The sequence below is a fragment of the Pseudomonas sp. JBR1 genome, from assembly GCF_028198185.1.
GTDB classification, from domain to species: Bacteria; Pseudomonadota; Gammaproteobacteria; order Pseudomonadales; family Pseudomonadaceae; genus Chryseomonas; species Chryseomonas oryzihabitans_E.
On sequence record NZ_CP116340.1, the window covers coordinates 1,119,935 to 1,138,940 of the forward strand.

The window sequence follows — 19,006 nt, forward strand, 5'->3', positions numbered from 1 at the left end:
GATCGCACCCGTGGCCGAGGCCGCCTGATGGATAACCGTCGCACCCCTCACTCGCTCAGTTCGCCCGGTATCACTCGACGTCCCTGCCTAATTACTGCGGCTGAACGCTGCCTGGCGCCGCAGGCACGGATCCAGCGCATCGCCGATGCCACGCGATGCCTGGTCGCACTCGGTCATGAGCGAATCCTGCTGGTTTCAACGGCGGAGCGAGCCATGGCACTGGCGGACGCCGAGTTGCAGGGACACTGCCAGATCATGCTGGTAGCCGGCCTGCCGCTCCTGCCCCGTCTGGAACTCGATGAGGCAGGCGAGCCAGTCTGGCCGGAGCTGACAGCCTTGCTTACAGAGGTCGCCCCCACCGCCTTGCTGTGCACTCAGCACGCACTGGTGGCAAGACTCAGAGGCGCCCTGCACCAGCACGCCGGGCTGCTGGGCTCTGTGCTCGTCGTGGGGCCAGGGGCCAGCGACCCGCAGAGGGGTACGACCTGGCATTGACCCCGTGGAGACATCTGGAAGCACCAGCCCCAACCAGACGTCTGCCGATTCTTTCCTCGCTCAGAAATTCGAACCCCGGATGCCCTGCCCGGCCTGATCGGGCTGCTGCAGGTTGCCCGAGGTATCGGCCTTGACCGGGTTCCAGTCGATCTCGGCGCGCTGCACCGCATCGGCCGTGAAGCGTTCGTTGAGTTCCGGCGCCAGGCGATGGCCCCAGTAGGCCATCTTCGCCTTGTAACCCACGGTGATTTCCTTTTGCGGTTGCAGCAGCGCCTTGACGATGGCCTGGACCGCCTTGTCCGGTGCGTCCTTGGTTGGCAGATCGGGGCGGTGGCCGGTATAGGTGGCCGCATGGCCCCAGATCGGGGTATCCAGCGCCCAGGGCAGCACCGTCGACAGCTGGATGTTGGGCTGCCTACCACGCCGCAGTTCCTGCTGGAGCACACGGCCGAGGCTGAGCACCGCGGCCTTGGACGCCGAATAGGAGGCCTGGTAGGCATGGGGGATCTCGCCGTCGACCGACGCCACGTTGACCAGCCGGCCATAACCCTGGCGGCGGAAGCGCTGCATGGCCAGGTGGGTACCGATGACCACGCCTTTGACATTGGTATCCAACAGACGCAGGTGGTCGTCCAGCGGGATCTCTTCGAAGCGGCCCACCGCGACGACGCCGGCATTGTTGATCCAGCCGTCGATACGACCGAAGCGCTGCTCGGCCTGCTCGGCCAGGGCATTCATCTGCGCCACGTCGGCGACGTCGGTCGGCACCACCAGGGCCGCGACGCCTAGCGCCTGCACCTCCACCGCCAGGGCTTCGAGTGCTTCGGTCCGCCGTGCGGCCAGCACCAGGTTGGCACCACGCTGGGCCAGCGCCAGGGCCACACCGCGACCGACGCCACTGGAAGCGCCGGTGACAACGATGGTCCGGCCGATCAGCTGCTGGCGATCAGGCCGCTCTGAGCGCCGGGACGAGGTGCGGTTCAGCAGGGCCAGGGCGGCAGGCAGGGCGAGTAACAGTGGCAGGGTACGCATCAGGGGTCTTCCTCGGGTCTGTGTCTGAGGTGTGACCCGCAGGCGACCGCGGTAACGTCCCGCTTGGGACGACCGGGGCCTGGCGCGACGACGGCAACCGCTTCGCTTGCTCGACGAGATCGCCGTGCCAGGGCCGCTGCCATGCTTCACGACCGTTCGGCGGAAGACTTCAGTCTTCTGGCTGGCGATGCGGCATGACGATGCCATGCAGCTTGAGCCGCCGATAGAGGGTGGCCCGGGACATACCCAGCGCTCGGGCAGCAGGAACGGCCTTCCAACGGTGCCGCACCAGCGCGGCGAGGATCAATCGCCGTTCAGGGCTATCGACCTGTGGCTGTGGCTCCGTGGACAGCGGCACGTCTGGCCCCAGGCTGGCCGGCAGGTGATCGAGGGTGATAACGGCGCCGTCGCAGAGCGCACAGGCGTAACGCAGCACATTGCGCAGCTCGCGCACGTTGCCCGGCCAGTCGTGAGCGAGGATGGCCTCTTGCACCTGGGGTGCCATTTCCGGGATGGCACCGCTACCGCGCTCCTCCGCCAACAGGCGCTGCGCCAGGGCCAAACGGTCGGCGCGTTCACGCAGCGGTGGCAGCTGGAAGACGGCGCCGTTTAAGCGATAGAGCAAGTCTTCGCGAAACAGGCCGGCCGCGACCCGTTCGCCGAGATCCCGATGGGTAGCGCAGACCAGACGGACGTCCACCCGCCGTGGCTGGGCGCTGCCCACCGGCAGCACCTCGCCCTCGGCCAGCACGCGCAGCAGGCGAGTCTGCAGGACCAGGGGCATATCGCCGATCTCGTCGAGAAACAGCGTGCCGCCATCGGCCGCCACGATCAGGCCGTCGCGGCCCTGGCGCTGGGCCCCGGTAAAGGCACCGGCCGCGTAGCCGAACAGCTCGCTCTCGATCAGGCTCTCCGGCAGTGCCGCGCAGTTGAGGGCGACGAAGGGCCGTGCTGCGCGGTCACCGCCCTCGTGCAAGGCGCGGGCAAAGACCTCTTTGCCAGTACCTGTCTCACCGGTGACCAGGATCGGCAGGCCGTGCCGATAGAGGCGCTGGCCAGTCTGCAGTGCCTGGCTGATCCGTGGCTCCTGTTCCGGCTCCGCCTCGACCTGGGCGCGAACCAGGGGAATGACCACGCCCGCACGTTGGCGTGGCGCCCGTACCCGGGCATGGAAGTGCGCTTCGCCCAGGCGCAGGGGTTCGCCATAGTCCTCCTGTAGCCGCGCCGAGGCGTCGCGACCGAACAACTCGTCGAGGCGCTGCGGCAGATAGCCCAGCTGGCTCAGGCAGAGCTGTCGGGCCGGACGATTCAGACCGGTCAGGCGACCGCTGGCATCCCAGGCGAGCAGAAATTCCGGCTGGGTGTCCAGGTAGCTGGCCTGGGCATGGCCGCAGAGCACCCAGTCCCCCCGGGCACTGTGCATGAAGTAGGCATTCTCGATGCGCTGGGCGCTGTCACGGGTGAATTGCTGGATCAGCAACTGGCTGCGGCGATCGTCCGGCGAGCGTGGCGCCGACACGTCCAGCACCCCGAGCAACTCGCCACCCGGGGCGAAAACCGGCGCGGCGGTACAGGTCAGGCCGGTGAAGGCCACGCGGAAGTGATCGGCCTTGTGCACCGTTACTGGCGCCCGGTCGGTCAGCACCGCGGCCACGCCGCAGGTGCCCTCCTCCTGCTCGGACCAGCAGGTCCCCAGGTAGAGTCCGGCGCGGCGGCATTCCTCATCGAGCCGATCGCTGACCCGGTAGTCCAGGGTATGGCCCTGGGCGTCAGCCAGCAGCACGCAGTAGTCGGCGGCCTCGACCCGCCCATGCAGGGCCGCGAGTTCGCCGTCGGCCACGCGCAGGAAGTCTTCGGCGGCCTGCTGGTGCTGGCGCAATTCGTAGCGCGAGAGGATGCGCGGGCCCCGCAGGCTGCCCGGGTCGAGCTGATACTGCTCGAAGGAGCGCCGCCAGGAATCGAGGATGCGCCCGGGCGGACTGGCCGCGCGCAGCGGGGCGCGCAGGGCCTGGTCGATGGCGCGGGCGTGATAGCGGGCCTGGGTAGACAACATGGGCGTCTCTCCCTGAATTCCGGTCATGGCATGGAAGGCCGGTCATTGTTCTGCCCTTCATTTAGCGCTCCCCAGGCGCTGGCTTCAAGTCCGCCGCTCCGTGAGACGAATCGTCTCAGCGTCTCGCTGTTCCGCCATCGCCCTGAGACGAGCGGGCTCGTCCAGCCGCTCCCGACCAGACCGCTCCAGGTGCCTGCAGCCCGCGCCAGGCCTGACCCGTGAGGGATCGACGCCAACCTGGCACCGGCCTTGCTCTGGCCTCTGCGACGCTCCCATGACAACGACAAGAGGGCCAGACCCATGAGCGCATCGCGGTATAGCAGAGCGGCTCCCATGACGGGCGACCTGGCACTCCGGAGCCCGTCATGCCCATAACCGTTGGCATCCTGCCCAACCCGGCCTCGGGCCGTGACCTGCGGCGGCTGACCGGTAATGCCGCCCTGACCTCCAGCACCGACAAGGCCGGGGTGGTGATGCGCCTGCTGGCCGCCTTTGGCGCCACCGGCGTGGAGCGGGTGCTGCTGCCGCCGGACATGACCGGCATCGCCGCCGCCGTGCTCAAGGCCAGCGGCAGCCGTCAGGCCCGCGAGCAGCACTGGCCGGAGCTGGTGTTTCTCGATCTGCCGCTCACGCAAACGGTGGATGACACCCGCCGTGCCGCCAGGGCCTTACTGGCCCAGGGCGCCCGGGTGATCGCCGTGCTCGGCGGCGACGGCACCCACAAGGCGGTCGCCGCCGAGGTGGGCGACCTGCCGCTGCTGACCCTCTCCACCGGCACCAACAACGCCTTTCCGGAATTGCGTGAGGCCACCAGCGCGGGACTGGCCGGCGGCCTGGTCGCGGCCGGCCGGGTCGACCCGGCACTGGCGCTGCGGCGCAACAAGCGGCTGCGGGTGGAAGTGCCCGAGCGCGGCATTCGCGACTGGGCGCTGGTGGACGTGGCGGTCTGTCGCCAGACCTATATCGGTGCCCGCGCGGTGACCCAGGTGGAGGATCTCGCGGAGGTCTTCACCACCTTCGCCGAGCCCTGGGCCATCGGCCTGTCGGCCCTCTGCGGCCTCTGGCATCCGGTCGCGCGCAGCGCCCCCCATGGCGGCTGGGTGCGGCTGGAACCCGAGGCTCCGGCGCAACTGACCGTTCCCCTCGCCCCCGGCGTGCTGGCCCAGGCCGGCATCGCCGCCAGTGGCCTGCTGCTGCCCGGCGAACCCCGGGCGCTGTCCCTCGCTACCGGCACCCTGGCGCTGGACGGCGAGCGGGAAATCGAATTCGGCCCCGAGGAGCGTCCGCTGGTGACGCTGGACCTCGACGGCCCCCTGAGCATCGACGTGGAGCGGGTATTGGAACTGGCGGCGCAGCAGCGCCTGCTGGTCCGCCGCGTGCCCGCGTCGGCCCTCGGCAATCCTGGAGAACAATAAGATGAGCGAGAACCCTAGCGTCGAAAACCTGAGCCATGCCTATCGGGTGATGCGCACCATCCGCGCCTTCGAGGAGCGGCTGCACGTGGAATTCGCCACCGGCGAAATTCCCGGCTTCGTCCACCTCTATGCCGGCGAGGAGGCCTCGGCCGCCGGTGTCATGGCCCACCTGGGCCACGAGGACAGCATCGCCTCCACCCACCGCGGCCACGGCCACTGCATCGCCAAGGGCGTGGACGTCTACGGCATGATGGCCGAGATCTACGGCAAGAAGACCGGGGTCTGCCAGGGCAAGGGCGGCTCCATGCACATCGCCGATCTGGAAAAGGGCATGCTCGGTGCCAACGGCATCGTCGGGGCTGGCGCACCCCTGGCCGCAGGTGCCGCCCTGGCGGCCAAGCTCAAGGGCAGCGACGCGGTGGCCGTGGCCTTCTTCGGTGACGGCGGCTCCAACGAGGGCGCGGTATTCGAGGCCATGAACCTGGCCTCGGTGTGGAATCTGCCATGCATCTTCGTCGCCGAGAACAATGGCTACGCCGAGGCCACCGCCGCCAACTGGTCGGTGGCCTGCGACCACATCGCCGACCGCGCCGCCGGCTTCGGCATGCCCGGCGTGACGGTGGACGGCTTCGACTTCTTCGCCGTCCATGAGGCCGCCGCGGCCGCCGTGGCCCGTGCCCGGGCCGGCGAAGGTCCCTCGCTGATCGAGGTGAAGTTCACCCGTTACTTCGGCCACTTCGAAGGTGATGCCCAGACCTATCGCGATCCGGACGAGGTCAAGCACACCCGGGAGCAGCGCGACTGCCTGATGCAGTTCCGCGAGCGGGTGACGCGCTCCGGCCAGCTCCAGCCCGCCCTGCTCGACAGCATCGACCAGGAGGTGGAACAGCTCATCGAAGACGCCGTGCGCAAGGCCAAGGCCGATCCCAAGCCCGGCCCGGAAGACCTGCTCACCGACGTCTACGTCACCTACGCCTGATCGGAAAACAACAAGGAGCGCCACCATGGCCAGAAAGATCAGCTACCAGCAAGCCATCAACGAAGCCCTGGAACAGGAGATGCGCCGCGATCCCACCGCCTTCCTCATGGGCGAAGACAACGCCGGGGGCGCCGGAGCGCCTGGCGAGCAGGACGCCTGGGGCGGCGTGCTCGGGGTCACCAAGGGCCTCTACCACAAGTTTCCCGGACGGGTGCTGGACACCCCGCTGTCGGAGATCGGCTACGTCGGCGCGGCGGTAGGCGCCGCTGCCCGCGGCACCCGGCCGGTGTGCGAACTGATGTTCGTCGACTTCGCCGGCTGCTGCCTGGACCAGATCCTCAACCAGGCGGCCAAATTCCGCTACATGTTCGGCGGCAAGGCCGTCACCCCGCTGGTCCTGCGCACCATGGTCGGCGCGGGCCTCCGCGCCGCGGCCCAGCATTCGCAGATGCTGACCTCCTGGTGGACCCATATCCCCGGCCTCAAGGTGGTCTGCCCGGCCACCCCCTACGATGCCAAGGGCCTGCTGATCCAGGCCATTCGCGACAACGACCCGGTGATCTTCTGCGAGCACAAGCTGCTCTACGGCATGCAGGGCGAGGTGCCCGAGGAGTCCTACGCCATCCCCTTCGGCGAGGCCAGCTTCCTGCGTGAGGGCGACGACGTCAGCCTCATCACCTATGGCCGCATGGTGCACCTGGCCATGGAGGCCGCTGCCAACCTGGCGCGCCAGGGCGTTTCCTGCGAGGTGCTGGACCTGCGCACCACCAGCCCGCTGGATCGCGACAGCATCCTGGAAAGCGTCGAGAAGACCGGCCGTGCGGTGGTCATCGACGAGGCCAATCCGCGCTGCTCGGTGGCCACCGACATCGCCGCCCTGCTCGCCGAGCAGGCCTTCGACGATCTGCGCGCCCCGGTGCAGCTGGTGACCGCGCCGCACACCCCGGTGCCCTTTTCCGATGCCCTGGAAGACCTCTACATCCCCGACGCGGCCAAGATCGAGCGCGCCGTGCTGAAGATCACCCAAGGGAGGCAGGCCGCATGAGCCAGATCCATACCCTGACCATGCCCAAGTGGGGCCTGTCCATGAGCGAAGGCCGGGTCAACGCCTGGCTCAAGGCCGAAGGCGACAGCATCACCAAGGGCGACGAGGTGCTCGACGTCGAGACCGACAAGATCAGCAGCAGCGTGGAGGCGCCCTTCTCCGGCACCTTGCGCCGCTGCCTGGCGCGGGAGGACGAGACCCTGGCGGTAGGCGCCCTGCTGGCCATCGTGGTGGAAGGCGAGGCCAGCGACGAAGAGATCGAGGCGGTGATCGTGCGCTTCCAGGAGGAGTTCGTGCCCGGTGGCGAAGACGCCGCCGATGCCGGTCCCCAGGCCCAGCGCATCGAACTCGACGGCCGGCCAGTGCGGTATCTGGAGCGCGGTGAAGGCGGCCTGCCGCTGGTGCTGATCCACGGCTTCTCCGGCGATCTGGACAACTGGCTGTTCAACCAGGAGGCGCTGGCCGCCGAACGCCGGGTGATCGCCCTGGACCTGCCGGGCCATGGTCAGTCCGGCAAGGGCCTGGCCACCGGGGACCTTGCCGAGCTAAGCGTTGCGGTGCTGGCTCTGCTCGACCATCTGGACATCCCCCGCGCCGTGCTCGTCGGCCACTCCATGGGCGGCGCCGTGGCTTTGCAGCTGGCGCAGACCGCGCCACAACGGGTTGCCGGCCTGGTCCTGATCGGCAGCGCCGGGCTGGGCCAGGACATCAATGGCGCCTACCTGGAAGGCTTCGTCGCCGCCACCAGTCGCAACCAGCTCAAGGGACCGGTCAGCCTGCTGTTCAGCGATCCCGGCCTGGTCACCCGACCACTGCTGGAGGACCTGCTCAAGTACAAGCGCCTGGAAGGCGTGGACCAGGCCCTGAATCGACTGGCCGGCACGCTCTTCCCCAATGGCCAGCAGGCCCAGGTGCTGCGCCAGGTACTCGAAGGCGATCTGCCCGCCCTGGTGATCTGGGGCAAGGCCGACGCCATCATTCCGGTCCAGCATGCCCAAGGCCTGCCGGAAACCGTCCAGGTCGAGATCCTGGAGGGCCAGGGCCATATGGTGCAGATGGAGGCCGCGGACCGGGTCAATGCCCTGATCCAGGCCTTCCTGCCCCGCTGCGAACGCTAGAGGAGCCTCACGATGAAAGCAGCCCGTTTCCATGCCGCCCGCGACATCCGGGTGGAAGACGTCCCGGCCCCCGGCGAGCCGGGCCCTACCCAGGTCTTGGTGAAAAACCAGTTCTGCGGGATCTGCGGTACCGATCTGCACGAGTACCTTGGCGGTCCCATCTTCATTCCTACCGCGCCGCACAGCTACACCGGTGGCAAGGTGCCGCAGATCCTTGGCCACGAGTATTCCGGCGTGGTGGAGGCCGTGGGCAGCCAGGTGACGTCGGTGAAACCCGGTGACCGGGTCTCCATCCAGCCCATGGTGTCGCCACGCGACGACTACTACGGCCGCCGCGGCCAGTACCAGCTCAGCGAACAGCTGGCCATCATTGGCCTGTCCCATCCCTGGGGCGGCATGGCCGAGTACTCCCTGGTGGAGGACTACAACGCCATCCCCATGCCGGACGACCTCAGCACCGAGCACGCGGCGCTGATCGAGCCCACGGCGGTGACCGTCTATGCCACTCACCGGGGCGGCGTGAAGCCCGGCGACAGCGTGCTGGTCGCCGGCGCCGGGCCCATCGGCCAGCTGCAGGTCCTGGCCGCCCGCGCGGCCGGGGCCACCCGGATCTTCCTGGTGGACCTCAACGACAACCGGCTGGAGATGGCCCACCGCCTGGTGGAGGGGCTCATCACCCTGAATCCCGGTAGCACCGATGTCCTGCGCGAGATCCGTGCCCGGACCGCAGGGGGCGTGGGGGTGGATGTGGCCTTCGAATGCGTGGGTGCCGAGGCGCCACTGGGACTGTGCCTGGAAGCCGTGCGGCGCCAGGGCGTGGTGGTCCAGGTGGGAATGCAGGGCAAGCCCCCGGCGCTGGATGGCTTCACCCTGACCTACAAGGACGTCGACCTGCGCGGCTCCTGGTGCTACTCCACGCTGATGTGGCCCCAGGTGGCAGCCCTGATCGCCAGCGGCCAGCTACCGGCCGAGAAGGTCGTGACCCGCCATATCGCCCTGGACGACGTGGTGGAACAGGGCTTCGAGGCTTTGCTGGACAAGGCCGGGACCCAGCTGAAGATCCTGATCGAGCTCTAGCGCTTACCACGCGGTCGGCGGGGGCCGCCGCGTGGGCTTTTACGGCCTTACTGGAAGGTCGTCGCGGCAAAGCTGGGGCGCGCCATGAGCCGCTGGTGATAGGCCACCAGCCGCGGGTGCGCGGACCAGTCTATTTCCGGCAGGCGAAAGCTCAGGTAGTCGAGCCCGACCGCCACCAGGTAGTGGCTGAAATCAAGGCCCTCTGCATCCAGGGTGGAAGACTGGTCCAGGCGCGCCAGCAGGCGCCCGATGGCCGCCAGCCGGCGGGCGCCCAGCACCGATTCATCCTGGGCCGCACCGCCCTGCTTGCGGGCGATCACCGTGCCGAAGGCCGCGTCGATCAGGCCCTGTCCCAGACCAGCCAGTTGCAGGCGTTCGGCCGCAAGCGGACCGCCGCCTGCCCGCTGATGCAGATAGACACAGATCAGCAGGGTCTCGCTGAGGGCGATACCCTCGTCAGTGATCAGCACCGGCACCTTGTTGGCCGGGTTTGCGGCCAACAATTGCGCGTCTTCGTTCCAGGGGTCGCTCCATACCAGTTCCAGTCGCTCGCCAAAGCCGGCTTCGAGGGCGGTGACGCGCGCGGCGCGGGCATAGGGCGAGGTCTGGTTCAGCAGCAACTGCATGGCGGACTCCTTGACACGGGCGGGCGGTGAAAGGGGCCCGCCAGTGTAGCCGCTCCCGAGCGCCTTCAGCGCGGCCGGGTCACGGTCAGGACGACGGCGGCGATGCGATCGGTATGGGCATAGACCCCTGCCTCCAGCTCTTCGCCGAAGACATCCGGATCGAGTTCGCGATAGCGCCAGGCCATGTCCTGGCCGTCCAGGCGGGTGCGGACTTCTTTGAGGAAAGGATCTCGACCGTCGACCATGGCGACACCGGTATAGAGCAGCAAGGTGCCGCCCGGCGCCAGGCGCTGCAGCGCCGTGTCCAGGATGGCCAGGGACAGACCGGCCCCCAGGGGACCGCCACCATGGCGATAGGCACGCTCGCCGGGATCGACCAGATAGGGCGGATTGGACAGGATGAAATCGAAGTCGCCCGCCACATCGTTCAGCAGGTTGCTATAGCGCGCGCTGACATTGTCGGCACCGGCCAGCTCGGCATTGACCCGGGTCAGTGTCAGGGCGCGCTCGTTGATATCCACCGCCAGCACCTCGGCATCGGGCCGCGCCAGGGCGACCAGGATGGCACCCGGACCGGCACCGCTGCCGATGTCCACAGCGCGGCGGATGTCAGCGGTGTCGAAGCGCAGCTGGGCTTCGAGGGCATTGGCGTAGCGATAGGTGTCGGGGCCGAAGAACACCGCATCGGCTTCTTCCGTGGGATAGGCGGAATGCACGAACAGCTGGCCGCCCAGGCTCGATACCCGCACCCGACTACGCCAGCCGCCCGGCACCGCGGTCAGCAGTTCGGCCGCCGCCAGGGTATCGACGAGAGATCCGGGCAGCAGCTCGGGGGAAAACGGCCGGCTCCAGCCGAAGATGCCCTGCAGATCCTGCGCCCAGGCGTTGCCGGGCCGGGAATTGACCCGCGCATGGGAGGCCGGGGTGGGCGTGATGAAGTGATAGTCCGCCGCCCGGAGTGTCTCGATCAGGAGTTTCAGGGCAGCGGCCGCGTCAGGGCTGGTCGCGGTTCGTTCGGGATGTTCCATGGCCGTCACGGGTGGTTCCTTCAATGACAGTCGAAATGAAAAAGGACCCGCGAGGGTCCTTGAATAGGGTCAGCCCAACAGGGAGACGAACAGCCGCGTCGCCAGCAGGCCGGCGCGGCCGTGATGGCGTGCCGGTGACAGCTGCTCCACCAGCAGGGCCATGGCGGCCGCGCGGCTGGGCTGGCTGGCCAGACGCTGCTCCAGCGCGACCTCATCGCTATCGAAGTCGCTCGCCTGGGCCATGCTCGCATTGGCCGCCGTGCCCTGCTCGGCTTCCAGCGCCGGGCACAGGCGCTCCTGCTGACGCTGGCGAGCGCGAAAGCTCACTTCCCGGCGTGGCAGTACCGCCACCCGCTCGGCGGCAGCCTGGTTCCGGGCACCGCTGTGCACGAAGTCGCCAGCGATCCAGTCGTGGATCAGCTGTTGCTCGTAGGCAGTGAAGACGCCGAACATCTCGGCGCGCTCCCCCTGGATCAGCCGCCAGAAACGACTGTTGGCCGGATCTTCATGACGCTTGATCCAGCCCTGCTCCTGCATGACCTGAAGGAAATCGGGAATCTGCGAGGGATCGGTCAACCAGTCGCTGACACTGCGGCCACCGATGCGGCAATAGTCCGAGTGCACATAGCGGCCAACGGTACTCTTTTCCGCCAGTACCTCGATCACCGCCTGCTCCAGATGGAAGCTGCCGATCACCGACGTAGTGCCGGCGCCCAGTTCGTTGAGCAGATAGCCCTGCACCACGCGCTGGTAGAAGGCGGTGCGGCCTTCGGCAGGCATGGCATCGTGCACCGCCTGCAGTGCCTTGCGGGCATGGCCGGTACCGGCGTTGTCGACGGTGACATGCAGGGTGAAGTAATAGGGATCGATGCCCAGTTCGTTGAGCTCGTAGGAGGTGATCAGCAGGTGCAAGGGCAGCTGCTCGTAACCCAGATTGAAACCAAGCACCTCGGGCAGGTAGTGATCGGCGTGGTAGGCCAGGGCCAGCTGGATCGCGCCCTGGACATAGTGGTCGTCGCTCAGCAGCGAGAAATCTTCACAGCCGTGGCTGGCCAGCAGCTTGCGATAGAGCACCACATGATTCTTGTCGGGCTGACCGTCACCCAGTTCTTCGAGAAAGATCTGGATGGCCGCGCGATAGCGCAGGTCGTCCCAGTGGGCGAGCGTGCCGTAGAGCCAGGCGCCATCGACCAGCTTGGTAGGCGCCACGCCACGCAGGAAGTACAGCGCATGGGCCTTGCTGCCAAAATAGCGTCGCGGCGCGCCAGCCTTGCGGGCCGCCAGATAGTCCTGGTACTGCGCGCCCACCTGGGCGTTGTTCTCCAGCACCCAGGCTTCCAGCGCCTCGGGATCCGCCGGGAGGTCGGCCTTCATGGCACTCACGGCCTGCAGCTGGTCATCGAGATAGTGCCGCGCCCGCTCCCGCGCACCGCCACTGGGTTTCTCCACCAGCAGCTCGCGATAGAGCGACTTGGCGGGTTCCATTGCGACGGGAGTCGACCCAGCGCGCTGGCCGGTTACGGCTCTTGTAGTGGTCTGCATAGAGGGCACATCTGGCAGCTGATGAATACCCTATTCGGCCTGCAGGCCCCAGCTTGGTTCCGACCGGCCCAGGCATACGGGCCAGCCGTCTCGCTTGAAGCCGTCAAACGCCTACGCCTGCCCGGCCTGCCATTCGTCGGCAAACGCTCCAATCGGCTGACCTGCCCCGCTCTCACCGACAACACGGCGACGGGTGACCGGACGACAGACCTCAGTTCCTGCCGTACCAGGCCGATAGCCTGACAATTCGTACGACCTCCAGGCCCTGCCCATGTCCCCTGCCGATTCCGACGTCGATCTTCGCGCCCTCCTCGATTCGATTCAGGAGTTCATCGTCGCCAAGGACGGCCAGGGGCGCTGGTTGTTCGTCAACCGCATCGTGCTCGAAGCCTATGCCATGGTCGGCTTCGACTACGTCGGCGTCACCGACGCCGAGTTGATCGAGCGCTTTCCCGCCTTTGCCGAGGCGTTCGTCTACAACATCCGGACCGATGAACTCGCCTGGCAGAACGCGGCGCCCACGCTGGTCGAAAAGTCCTTCATGGGTCCCGATGGACGTATCAATACCTGGGAAGTGGTCAAGACCCCGCACTTCGACGCCCAGGGCGAGCGCCGGCTGCTGACCATCGTCAGTCGCAACGTCACCGAGCGCAAACTGGCCGAGACAGCCCTGCAGGAGAGTGAAAGTCGCTACAAGTCCCTGGCCTATCTGGATGCCCTGACCGGGGTGGCCAACCGACGCAGCATTCTCGACCAGATCGCGCGCCATAGAGCCAGTGATGCCAACAGCCCCTGTGCCCTCCTTTACCTGGACCTAGACCGCTTCAAGGCCATCAACGACGAATTCGGCCACGAGTTCGGCGATCTGCTACTGGTGGCCTTCGTCGCCCGGGTGACCGCCTGCCTGCGTCAGGGGGATCTGCTCGGCCGCATTGGCGGTGACGAATTCATCGTCTTCCTGCGCGATACCTCGCCTACCGCCGCCCTGACTCTGGCCGAGCGCCTGTGCTGCGCCCTGCAGGAGTCCTGGCAACTCCAGGGCGTCACCTTGAGGACCACCTCCTCCATCGGCATCGCCCGCTGCACCGATGCCAGCCTCAGTGTCCATGAGCTGATCCGCCGGGCGGACGCCGCCCTTTACCAGGCCAAGCGAGCTGGGCGCGCGCGGGTCGTGCTGGACGAGGCCTAGAGTCGTTCCGTGGGCTGGGCGCGGATCAGGATCTCGCGCTGGCGGAAGGCCGTTTCCAGCTGGCGGCGATAGCCGTCCCACCAGGCTCGATCCAGGGTCTCGGTCATCACTTCGTAGACCAGCAACTCATCGTCCTCGACCCGGTCCGCCTCGTCCTGGCACAGGCCTTCGACCGGGGCGCGGCTGAAGGCGGTCAGGCCGCCGAAGCGCTCGACCAACACCTGGCGCACCTCCTGAAACAGTGCACCCGGCAGGCGCTGGCCGTCATTGTCGTTGAGGGGTAGCAGCAACTGGACGAGGTACATGGTCGTCTCTCCTGGGGTATTGGCTGCAGACCTTGGCGTTCCCCGGATGGGTTCCCGCCCGTTGGTCCTGTAGCCCCTGCCCGCCAGCCGCCCGGAAACGAAAAGGCCCTGCCGAGGCGCTCTCGGCAGGGCCTTTCATCACCTTTGCGTCTGGATCAGACCGAGAAGCGGCCAACCAGGCGATTCATGTCCACCGCCAGGCGCGAGACCTCGTGAGCGGCCGCGGCGGTCTGGTGGGCACCGGCCGAGGTCTGGATCGAGAGGTCACGGATGCTGACCAGGTTCTGATCCACCGAGCGGGCGACCTGGGCCTGCTCCTCCGAAGCCGTGGCGATGAGGAAGTTGCGCTCGTTGATCTCGGTGATCGAGCGCGCGATCTCTTCCAGGGCGGCGCCTGCTTCATTGGCGATCTTCAGGGTAGCGTTCGCCTCGTCGCGGCTGCGCTGCATGGCCTGGACAGCTCCTTCCGAACCGCTCTGGATGCCGCCGATCATCTGCTCGATTTCACGGGTGGATTCCTGGGTCCTATGGGCCAGGGCGCGTACCTCATCGGCGACCACGGCGAAGCCGCGGCCCTGTTCACCCGCCCGGGCGGCCTCGATGGCCGCGTTCAGCGCCAACAGGTTGGTCTGCTCGGCGATCCCGCGGATCACGTCGACCACGGTGGCGATACCCTGGGCCTGCCCCGCCAGCGCGACTATCTGCTCGCTGGTATGGGATACGGTGCCGGTCAGCGAGTGAATGGCGTTGACGGTTTCGGTGACCCGCGCCGCGCCCAGACCGGTCGACCGCTCCGACTGCTGCGCCGAGGTCGAGGCCGAGGCGGCATTGCGAGCCACTTCTTCGACAGCCGCGGTCATCTCGTTGACCGCAGTCGCCGCCTGTTCCACTTCGCTGTTCTGCCGCTGCAGCCCGCGGCTGCCCTCTTCGGTCACCGCGTTCATCTCTTCCGCCGCCGAGGCCAGTTGCGTCGAGGCCTCGCCGATGTGGCTGACGGTATCGCGCAGGGTCTGCTGCATCTGCACCGTGGCCTGCATCAGCTCGGCCATCTCGTCGCGCCCCTTGACCTCGGCAGCGACCCGCAGGTCACCTTCGGCGATACGCCGGTTGATCCCAAGCACCTCGCGCAGCGGTTGCAGGATACTGCGGGTATAGAGCACGGCCAGCACCACGGTCAGGGCCACGGCCGCGGCCGAGAGCAGGCCCAGCAGCCAGAGGTTGCGGCTATAGGTCTCGATTGCCAGTTCGCCGGCCTTTTTGGCGCCGCGCTGGTTGAACTCACCCAGGGCCACGATCTTGTTTTGCAGATCGTTGGTCAGCGGGCGAATGTTGGCGTTGATGAAGGCGGTGCCTTCATTGGTCGGCCGCGTCCGCGCAATCGTCAGAATCTCGTCGAGACGCGCATCGTAGGCCTTCACCCCTGCGGTCACCGCGTCGGCCAACAGCTGCTCTTCAGGTGAGGCGACCAGTGGCTGATAGTCCGCCACCGCCTGTTGCAGATCGCGGCGCGCCTGGGCGATGGTCGCGCCGGCGGTCTGCTTCATCTGCTCGTCTTCAGAAGCCACGATGCGCAGCGTTTCCAGGCGCAACCGGAGCACCAGGGTGTCCATCTTGCCGGTCTGGGCGATGCTGGCCATCCAGTTGGTCTCGACGTCCTGTTCGGCGTTATACAGCGAATTCAGGCCCAGGGCCGAGGTAACGGCGAGCACCAACAGCAACAGGGTGATAGTGGCAAAGCAAACGGCCGAGCGGGCCGACAATTTCAGGGTACGCATGGCGCAACTCCGAGAGGGAAAGGCAGGTTCACCCCTTCTGGTCGGCGGCCCGGGCACCCCCTGAACCACCACCCATCGCCGATAGGCGGCCGCCCTGTCGACAACCGCATGCTAGAGCGGCCGCGGGTTCCAGGGAGTTGTCCGGGTTCCCGACGACCGTGCATTCCTGGCAAATCGCCACCGGTGCTCAGGCTAGAATGACGACTTTCCGCCATTGAAGCCGACATGCCACCGCCGATCGCTCGCCCCAAGCGTCTGGTCCCCTTGCGCAACCGCCTGCTGGCGATCGCTCTCGCGGGGATCGTGCCTCTGGCCCTGGTGGCCGGCCTCGGTCTCTGGCTGCTGGTGCAGCACCAGCAACGTGAAACGGAGCAGCGGGCGCTGGAATCCAGTCGCCAGGCGGCGACCACCATCGAAATCGAATTGCGCCGTTCCGTGACCATCCTGCAGGCGCTCGCCGAGTCCCCCCTGCTGAACGAGAACCTCGACGACTTCGCCACCCAGGTCGGACGGGTATTGCCCCTGGTTCCGGGCTGGCGGACGGTATTGCTGGCCGCTCCCGACGGCCAGATCGTGCGGCGGATCTCGGCCCACAATCGGGCACCTGGGGGCCCCCTGGCCGAACCGGACAGCTTTGCCGAGGTGATCGCCCAGCACCGGCCGGTGATCGGCCAATTGGCCCGCGGACCCGCCGGGCAGTTCGCCTTTCCGATACGGGTACCGGTACTCCGCGACGGGCAGCTCAACTTCGTGCTGACTGCCGTGATGACGCCGGAAAGCATCAGAGCGGCCCGGATGACCCGCACCCTGCCGAAAGACTGGGTCGGCTCGGTGTTCGATCGTCAGGGTCTTCGCATCGCGCGAACGGCTTTGCACGAAGAATCCCTCGGCCAGCGGGCCTTGCCGGGGTTGACAGAGATCCTGGCGCAACCGGGTGACGAAGGGGTCGGCATTTCCCGTACCCGGGAGGGCCATGACGTCTACACGGCCTTCGTGCGCCTGCCCGATTCCGGCTGGACCGTGACCACGGCCATCCCGACCGAAGAGGTGTCGGCAGCCGCCATCCGCTCCTTCGCTCTCTATGGCGGCGGGCTGGTGCTGTCGGTGGCCTTCGCCTGGGCGGTGGCCCTGCTGCTGTCACGGCGGATCAGCCGCCCGGTGCAGGCGCTGCAGAAGGCGGCCGAGGCCCTGGGTCAACGCCTGCCACCGGTACTGCCCGACAGCGATGTCCTGGAGGTTCAACTGGCAGGCGAGGCGCTGCTGGCCGCCGCCGAAGCGCGCCGGCTGATCGAAGAGCAGCGCGACGACTACCTGCGTGGTCTGCAGCTGAGCCAGGGGGAGCTGCAGCTGCAGGTCGCCGACCTGGAGATCCTTCAGCGGCTGAACCATCGCCTGCTGCAACTCCCTTCGCTGCCACAGCAGTTGCAGGAGATCCTGGATGTCCTGTGCCGCTTTCATCAGACGCCCTTCGGCTGTGTGTCGCTGGTCGAGGACGGCAGGCCGCCGCAACTGTATTTCACCGCAGGCTTCGCGGCCGAGGACCACGCGCAGTTGGCCGCCCTGCCGCCCGAGGCCAGCGCCTGTGGTGCTGCCATTCGCAGCGGTGACCGAGTAGTGGCCGAACTCGGGACCGCGACCGAATTCGCCGCCTTGGCGACCGTCGGCCGCCGCCTGGGCTTCGCCGCCGTGCATGCCGTGCCCCTGCGCAGCACCCTGCATGGCACCCTTGGAGCCATCACCGTACACCTGCCGGCGGCCCGGGCACCCACGCCACGCGAGCAGCGTCTCGCCGATCTCTGTGCCTCCAAGGCGGTGCTGGTGATCGACCGTGCGCGCAGCCAGGAAACCGCGCAGCGATCCCAACGACGCCTGCGGGTAGCCCTGGAGAGTTCGCAGGTCTGCTTTGGTATCGCCGTGCCCACAGCGGGGGCTACCCTGGCCTGGGACTACCTTAATCCCATCGGCGCAGCGACCCTGGGGCTCGCTCAGGCGGAGGCCACCGGCAGCCTGACGTGGGCCAGCGCCAGCATCCTACAGCTCTGTCAGGAACGGCTGGGCAGCGACACGACCTGGTCCACCGAGGTGCAGGGCCCTGACGTCGCGGGTACCAGCAGCTGGCTACAGGTCAGCGCGACGCCGTTCGATGGCAACGTGGCCGTCTGGTTCCTCGACATCAGTACGCGCAAGCAGCAGGAACAGGCGCTGAGGGACATCGATCGGCAAAAGGACGAATTCCTCGCCATCCTCGCCCACGAGCTGCGCAACCCGCTGGCGCCGATTCGCCATGCGGCGGCGCTGATCGCGTCCCCGGCCGCCTCGCCCGAACAACAGCGGCGCAGCTGCCAGACCATCGATCGGCAGGTAGAGCGCATGGGCGCCCTGCTCAACGACCTGCTGGACATCTCCCGCCTTACCTTTGGCCGGATCACCTTGCACCAGGAGTTCATCACCCTCCAATCGGTTCTCGACGCAAGCGCGGATGCGGCGCTGCCCCTGATGCAGGAGCGGGGGCAGGCCTTCGACCTGCAACTGCCCGAGGCGCCCATCTGGCTCTATGCCGATCCACTGCGCCTGGAGCAAATCTTCCTGAACCTGCTGGGCAATGCGGCTCGCTATACGCCGGTGGCTGGGCAGATCAGCCTGGCCGTCCAGGAGCGCGCCGACGAGGTCCGGGTGGAGATCGCCGACAACGGCATCGGCATAGCGCCCGAGCGCCTGGACGCCCTGTTCCAGATGTTCGGCCAGGTCGATCCGCGCCTGACGGAGCGCTCGCCGGGGCTGGGCATCGGCCTGGCGCTTTCTCGGGAACTGGCGCGGCTACAGGGGGGCGACATCACCGCCGACAGCGCCGGACTCGGCCAAGGCAGCCGCTTCACCGTGACCCTGCCGGTCACGGTCGCCCCGCCGTCCGCCCTGCCGGCAGCGCCCGAGCTGGGGCCCGCGGCCCCAGTCGTCCGCCGGATCCTGGTGGCGGACGACAATCCCGACATCGCCAACACCATCGCCGAACTGCTGGAGCTGGACGGTCATCAGGTGCGAATCGCCTACGACGGTCAGCAGGCCCTGGACAGCTTCCAGAGTTATCACCCCGACATCGTCATCTCCGACATCGGCATGCCGGGCCTGACTGGTCATCAACTGGCCCGGGCGATCCGCGACACCGCTGCGGGCCAGGCGGTCAAGCTGATCGCCATGACCGGCTGGGGCCAGGCGCAGGACAAGGCGGATGCCCTGGCCGCGGGTTTCGATCATCACCTGACCAAGCCCGCCGACATGCAGACGCTCTATGAGCTGGTTGCCTCCTGATCGCGTGAAAGTCCGCGGACC

14 protein-coding genes and 1 pseudogene are annotated in these 19,006 nt (G+C 67.6%); 7 read left to right on the top strand and 8 right to left on the bottom strand.

The features are described 5' to 3' along the window. Positions 1–555: 555 nt before the first annotated feature. Both PJ259_RS05420 and PJ259_RS05425 read right to left on the bottom strand, forming a co-directional pair. Positions 556–1,527: an SDR family NAD(P)-dependent oxidoreductase gene (locus PJ259_RS05420; RefSeq protein ID WP_271655013.1), complete on the bottom strand. Its 972-nt coding sequence runs from the start codon at positions 1,525–1,527 to the stop codon at positions 556–558. 169 nt (positions 1,528–1,696) lie between these two features. Continuing rightward, complete coding sequence (locus tag PJ259_RS05425; RefSeq protein WP_271655014.1) at positions 1,697–3,580, bottom strand: sigma-54-dependent Fis family transcriptional regulator; 1,884 nt, start codon at positions 3,578–3,580, stop codon at positions 1,697–1,699. Positions 3,581–3,945: 365 nt separating this feature from the next. Between PJ259_RS05425 and PJ259_RS05430 the strand changes: the two genes are divergently transcribed. From PJ259_RS05430 to PJ259_RS05450, 5 genes are read left to right on the top strand one after another with little or no spacing between them, the layout of a single operon-like run. Beyond that, the gene (locus PJ259_RS05430; RefSeq protein WP_271655015.1) at positions 3,946–4,995 is read left to right on the top strand and encodes an ATP-NAD kinase family protein; all 1,050 of its coding nucleotides are present in this window, start codon (positions 3,946–3,948) and stop codon (positions 4,993–4,995) included. 1 nt (position 4,996) lies between these two features. After that, positions 4,997–5,974, top strand: coding sequence for a thiamine pyrophosphate-dependent dehydrogenase E1 component subunit alpha (locus PJ259_RS05435; protein WP_271655016.1), 978 nt, complete (start codon positions 4,997–4,999; stop codon positions 5,972–5,974). 25 nt (positions 5,975–5,999) lie between these two features. Next, positions 6,000–7,019 (top strand): alpha-ketoacid dehydrogenase subunit beta, encoded by a 1,020-nt coding sequence (locus PJ259_RS05440; protein WP_271655017.1) that lies wholly within the window; start codon positions 6,000–6,002, stop codon positions 7,017–7,019. Then, positions 7,016–8,137 carry an acetoin dehydrogenase dihydrolipoyllysine-residue acetyltransferase subunit gene (locus PJ259_RS05445; protein ID WP_271655018.1) on the top strand — a complete coding sequence of 374 codons (1,122 nt, stop codon included), beginning with the start codon at positions 7,016–7,018 and terminating at the stop codon, positions 8,135–8,137. Before PJ259_RS05440 ends, PJ259_RS05445 begins: the two co-directional genes overlap by 4 nt. A 12-nt stretch (positions 8,138–8,149) precedes the next feature. Continuing rightward, a complete protein-coding gene (locus tag PJ259_RS05450; RefSeq protein ID WP_271655019.1) occupies positions 8,150–9,214 on the top strand; it encodes a 2,3-butanediol dehydrogenase in 1,065 nt (354 codons plus the stop codon). A 47-nt stretch (positions 9,215–9,261) separates the two neighbouring features. Here PJ259_RS05450 and PJ259_RS05455 read toward each other — a convergent pair whose 3' ends face one another. From PJ259_RS05455 to PJ259_RS05465, 3 genes are all read right to left on the bottom strand, one after another. Next, positions 9,262–9,840 (bottom strand): glutathione S-transferase family protein, encoded by a 579-nt coding sequence (locus PJ259_RS05455; protein ID WP_271655020.1) that lies wholly within the window; start codon positions 9,838–9,840, stop codon positions 9,262–9,264. A 65-nt stretch (positions 9,841–9,905) separates the two neighbouring features. Next, positions 9,906–10,868, bottom strand: a complete 963-nt coding sequence (locus PJ259_RS05460; protein ID WP_271655835.1) for a class I SAM-dependent methyltransferase — start codon at positions 10,866–10,868, stop codon at positions 9,906–9,908. 69 nt (positions 10,869–10,937) lie between these two features. After that, entirely contained in the window at positions 10,938–12,410 is a 1,473-nt protein-coding gene (locus tag PJ259_RS05465; protein WP_271655021.1) for an iron-containing redox enzyme family protein, read from the bottom strand. A 271-nt stretch (positions 12,411–12,681) separates the two neighbouring features. Here PJ259_RS05465 and PJ259_RS05470 point away from each other — a divergent pair, with 271 nt between their 5' ends. Next, positions 12,682–13,599 (top strand): GGDEF domain-containing protein, encoded by a 918-nt coding sequence (locus PJ259_RS05470; RefSeq protein WP_271655022.1) that lies wholly within the window; start codon positions 12,682–12,684, stop codon positions 13,597–13,599. Here the strand turns inward: PJ259_RS05470 and PJ259_RS05475 are convergent. The 3 genes and pseudogenes from PJ259_RS05475 to PJ259_RS22845 form a co-directional block, all read right to left on the bottom strand. Further along, positions 13,596–13,904 carry a hypothetical protein gene (locus PJ259_RS05475; RefSeq protein ID WP_017641205.1) on the bottom strand — a complete coding sequence of 103 codons (309 nt, stop codon included), beginning with the start codon at positions 13,902–13,904 and terminating at the stop codon, positions 13,596–13,598. The two genes, PJ259_RS05470 and PJ259_RS05475, sit on opposite strands and share 4 nt — an antisense overlap. Before the next feature lie 155 nt (positions 13,905–14,059). Next, positions 14,060–14,941, bottom strand: coding sequence for a methyl-accepting chemotaxis protein (locus PJ259_RS22840; protein WP_442964888.1), 882 nt, complete (start codon positions 14,939–14,941; stop codon positions 14,060–14,062). After that, positions 14,915–15,679 (bottom strand): annotated as a pseudogene (locus PJ259_RS22845) (MCP four helix bundle domain-containing protein); the annotation flags it as partial. The pseudogene PJ259_RS22845 and the gene PJ259_RS22840, both read right to left, overlap by 27 nt. A 225-nt stretch (positions 15,680–15,904) precedes the next feature. Between PJ259_RS22845 and PJ259_RS05485 the strand changes: the two are divergent. After that, on the top strand, positions 15,905–18,985 hold the full coding sequence (locus PJ259_RS05485) for a hybrid sensor histidine kinase/response regulator (RefSeq protein ID WP_271655024.1): 3,081 nt from the start codon (positions 15,905–15,907) through the stop codon (positions 18,983–18,985). Positions 18,986–19,006 lie beyond the last annotated feature (21 nt).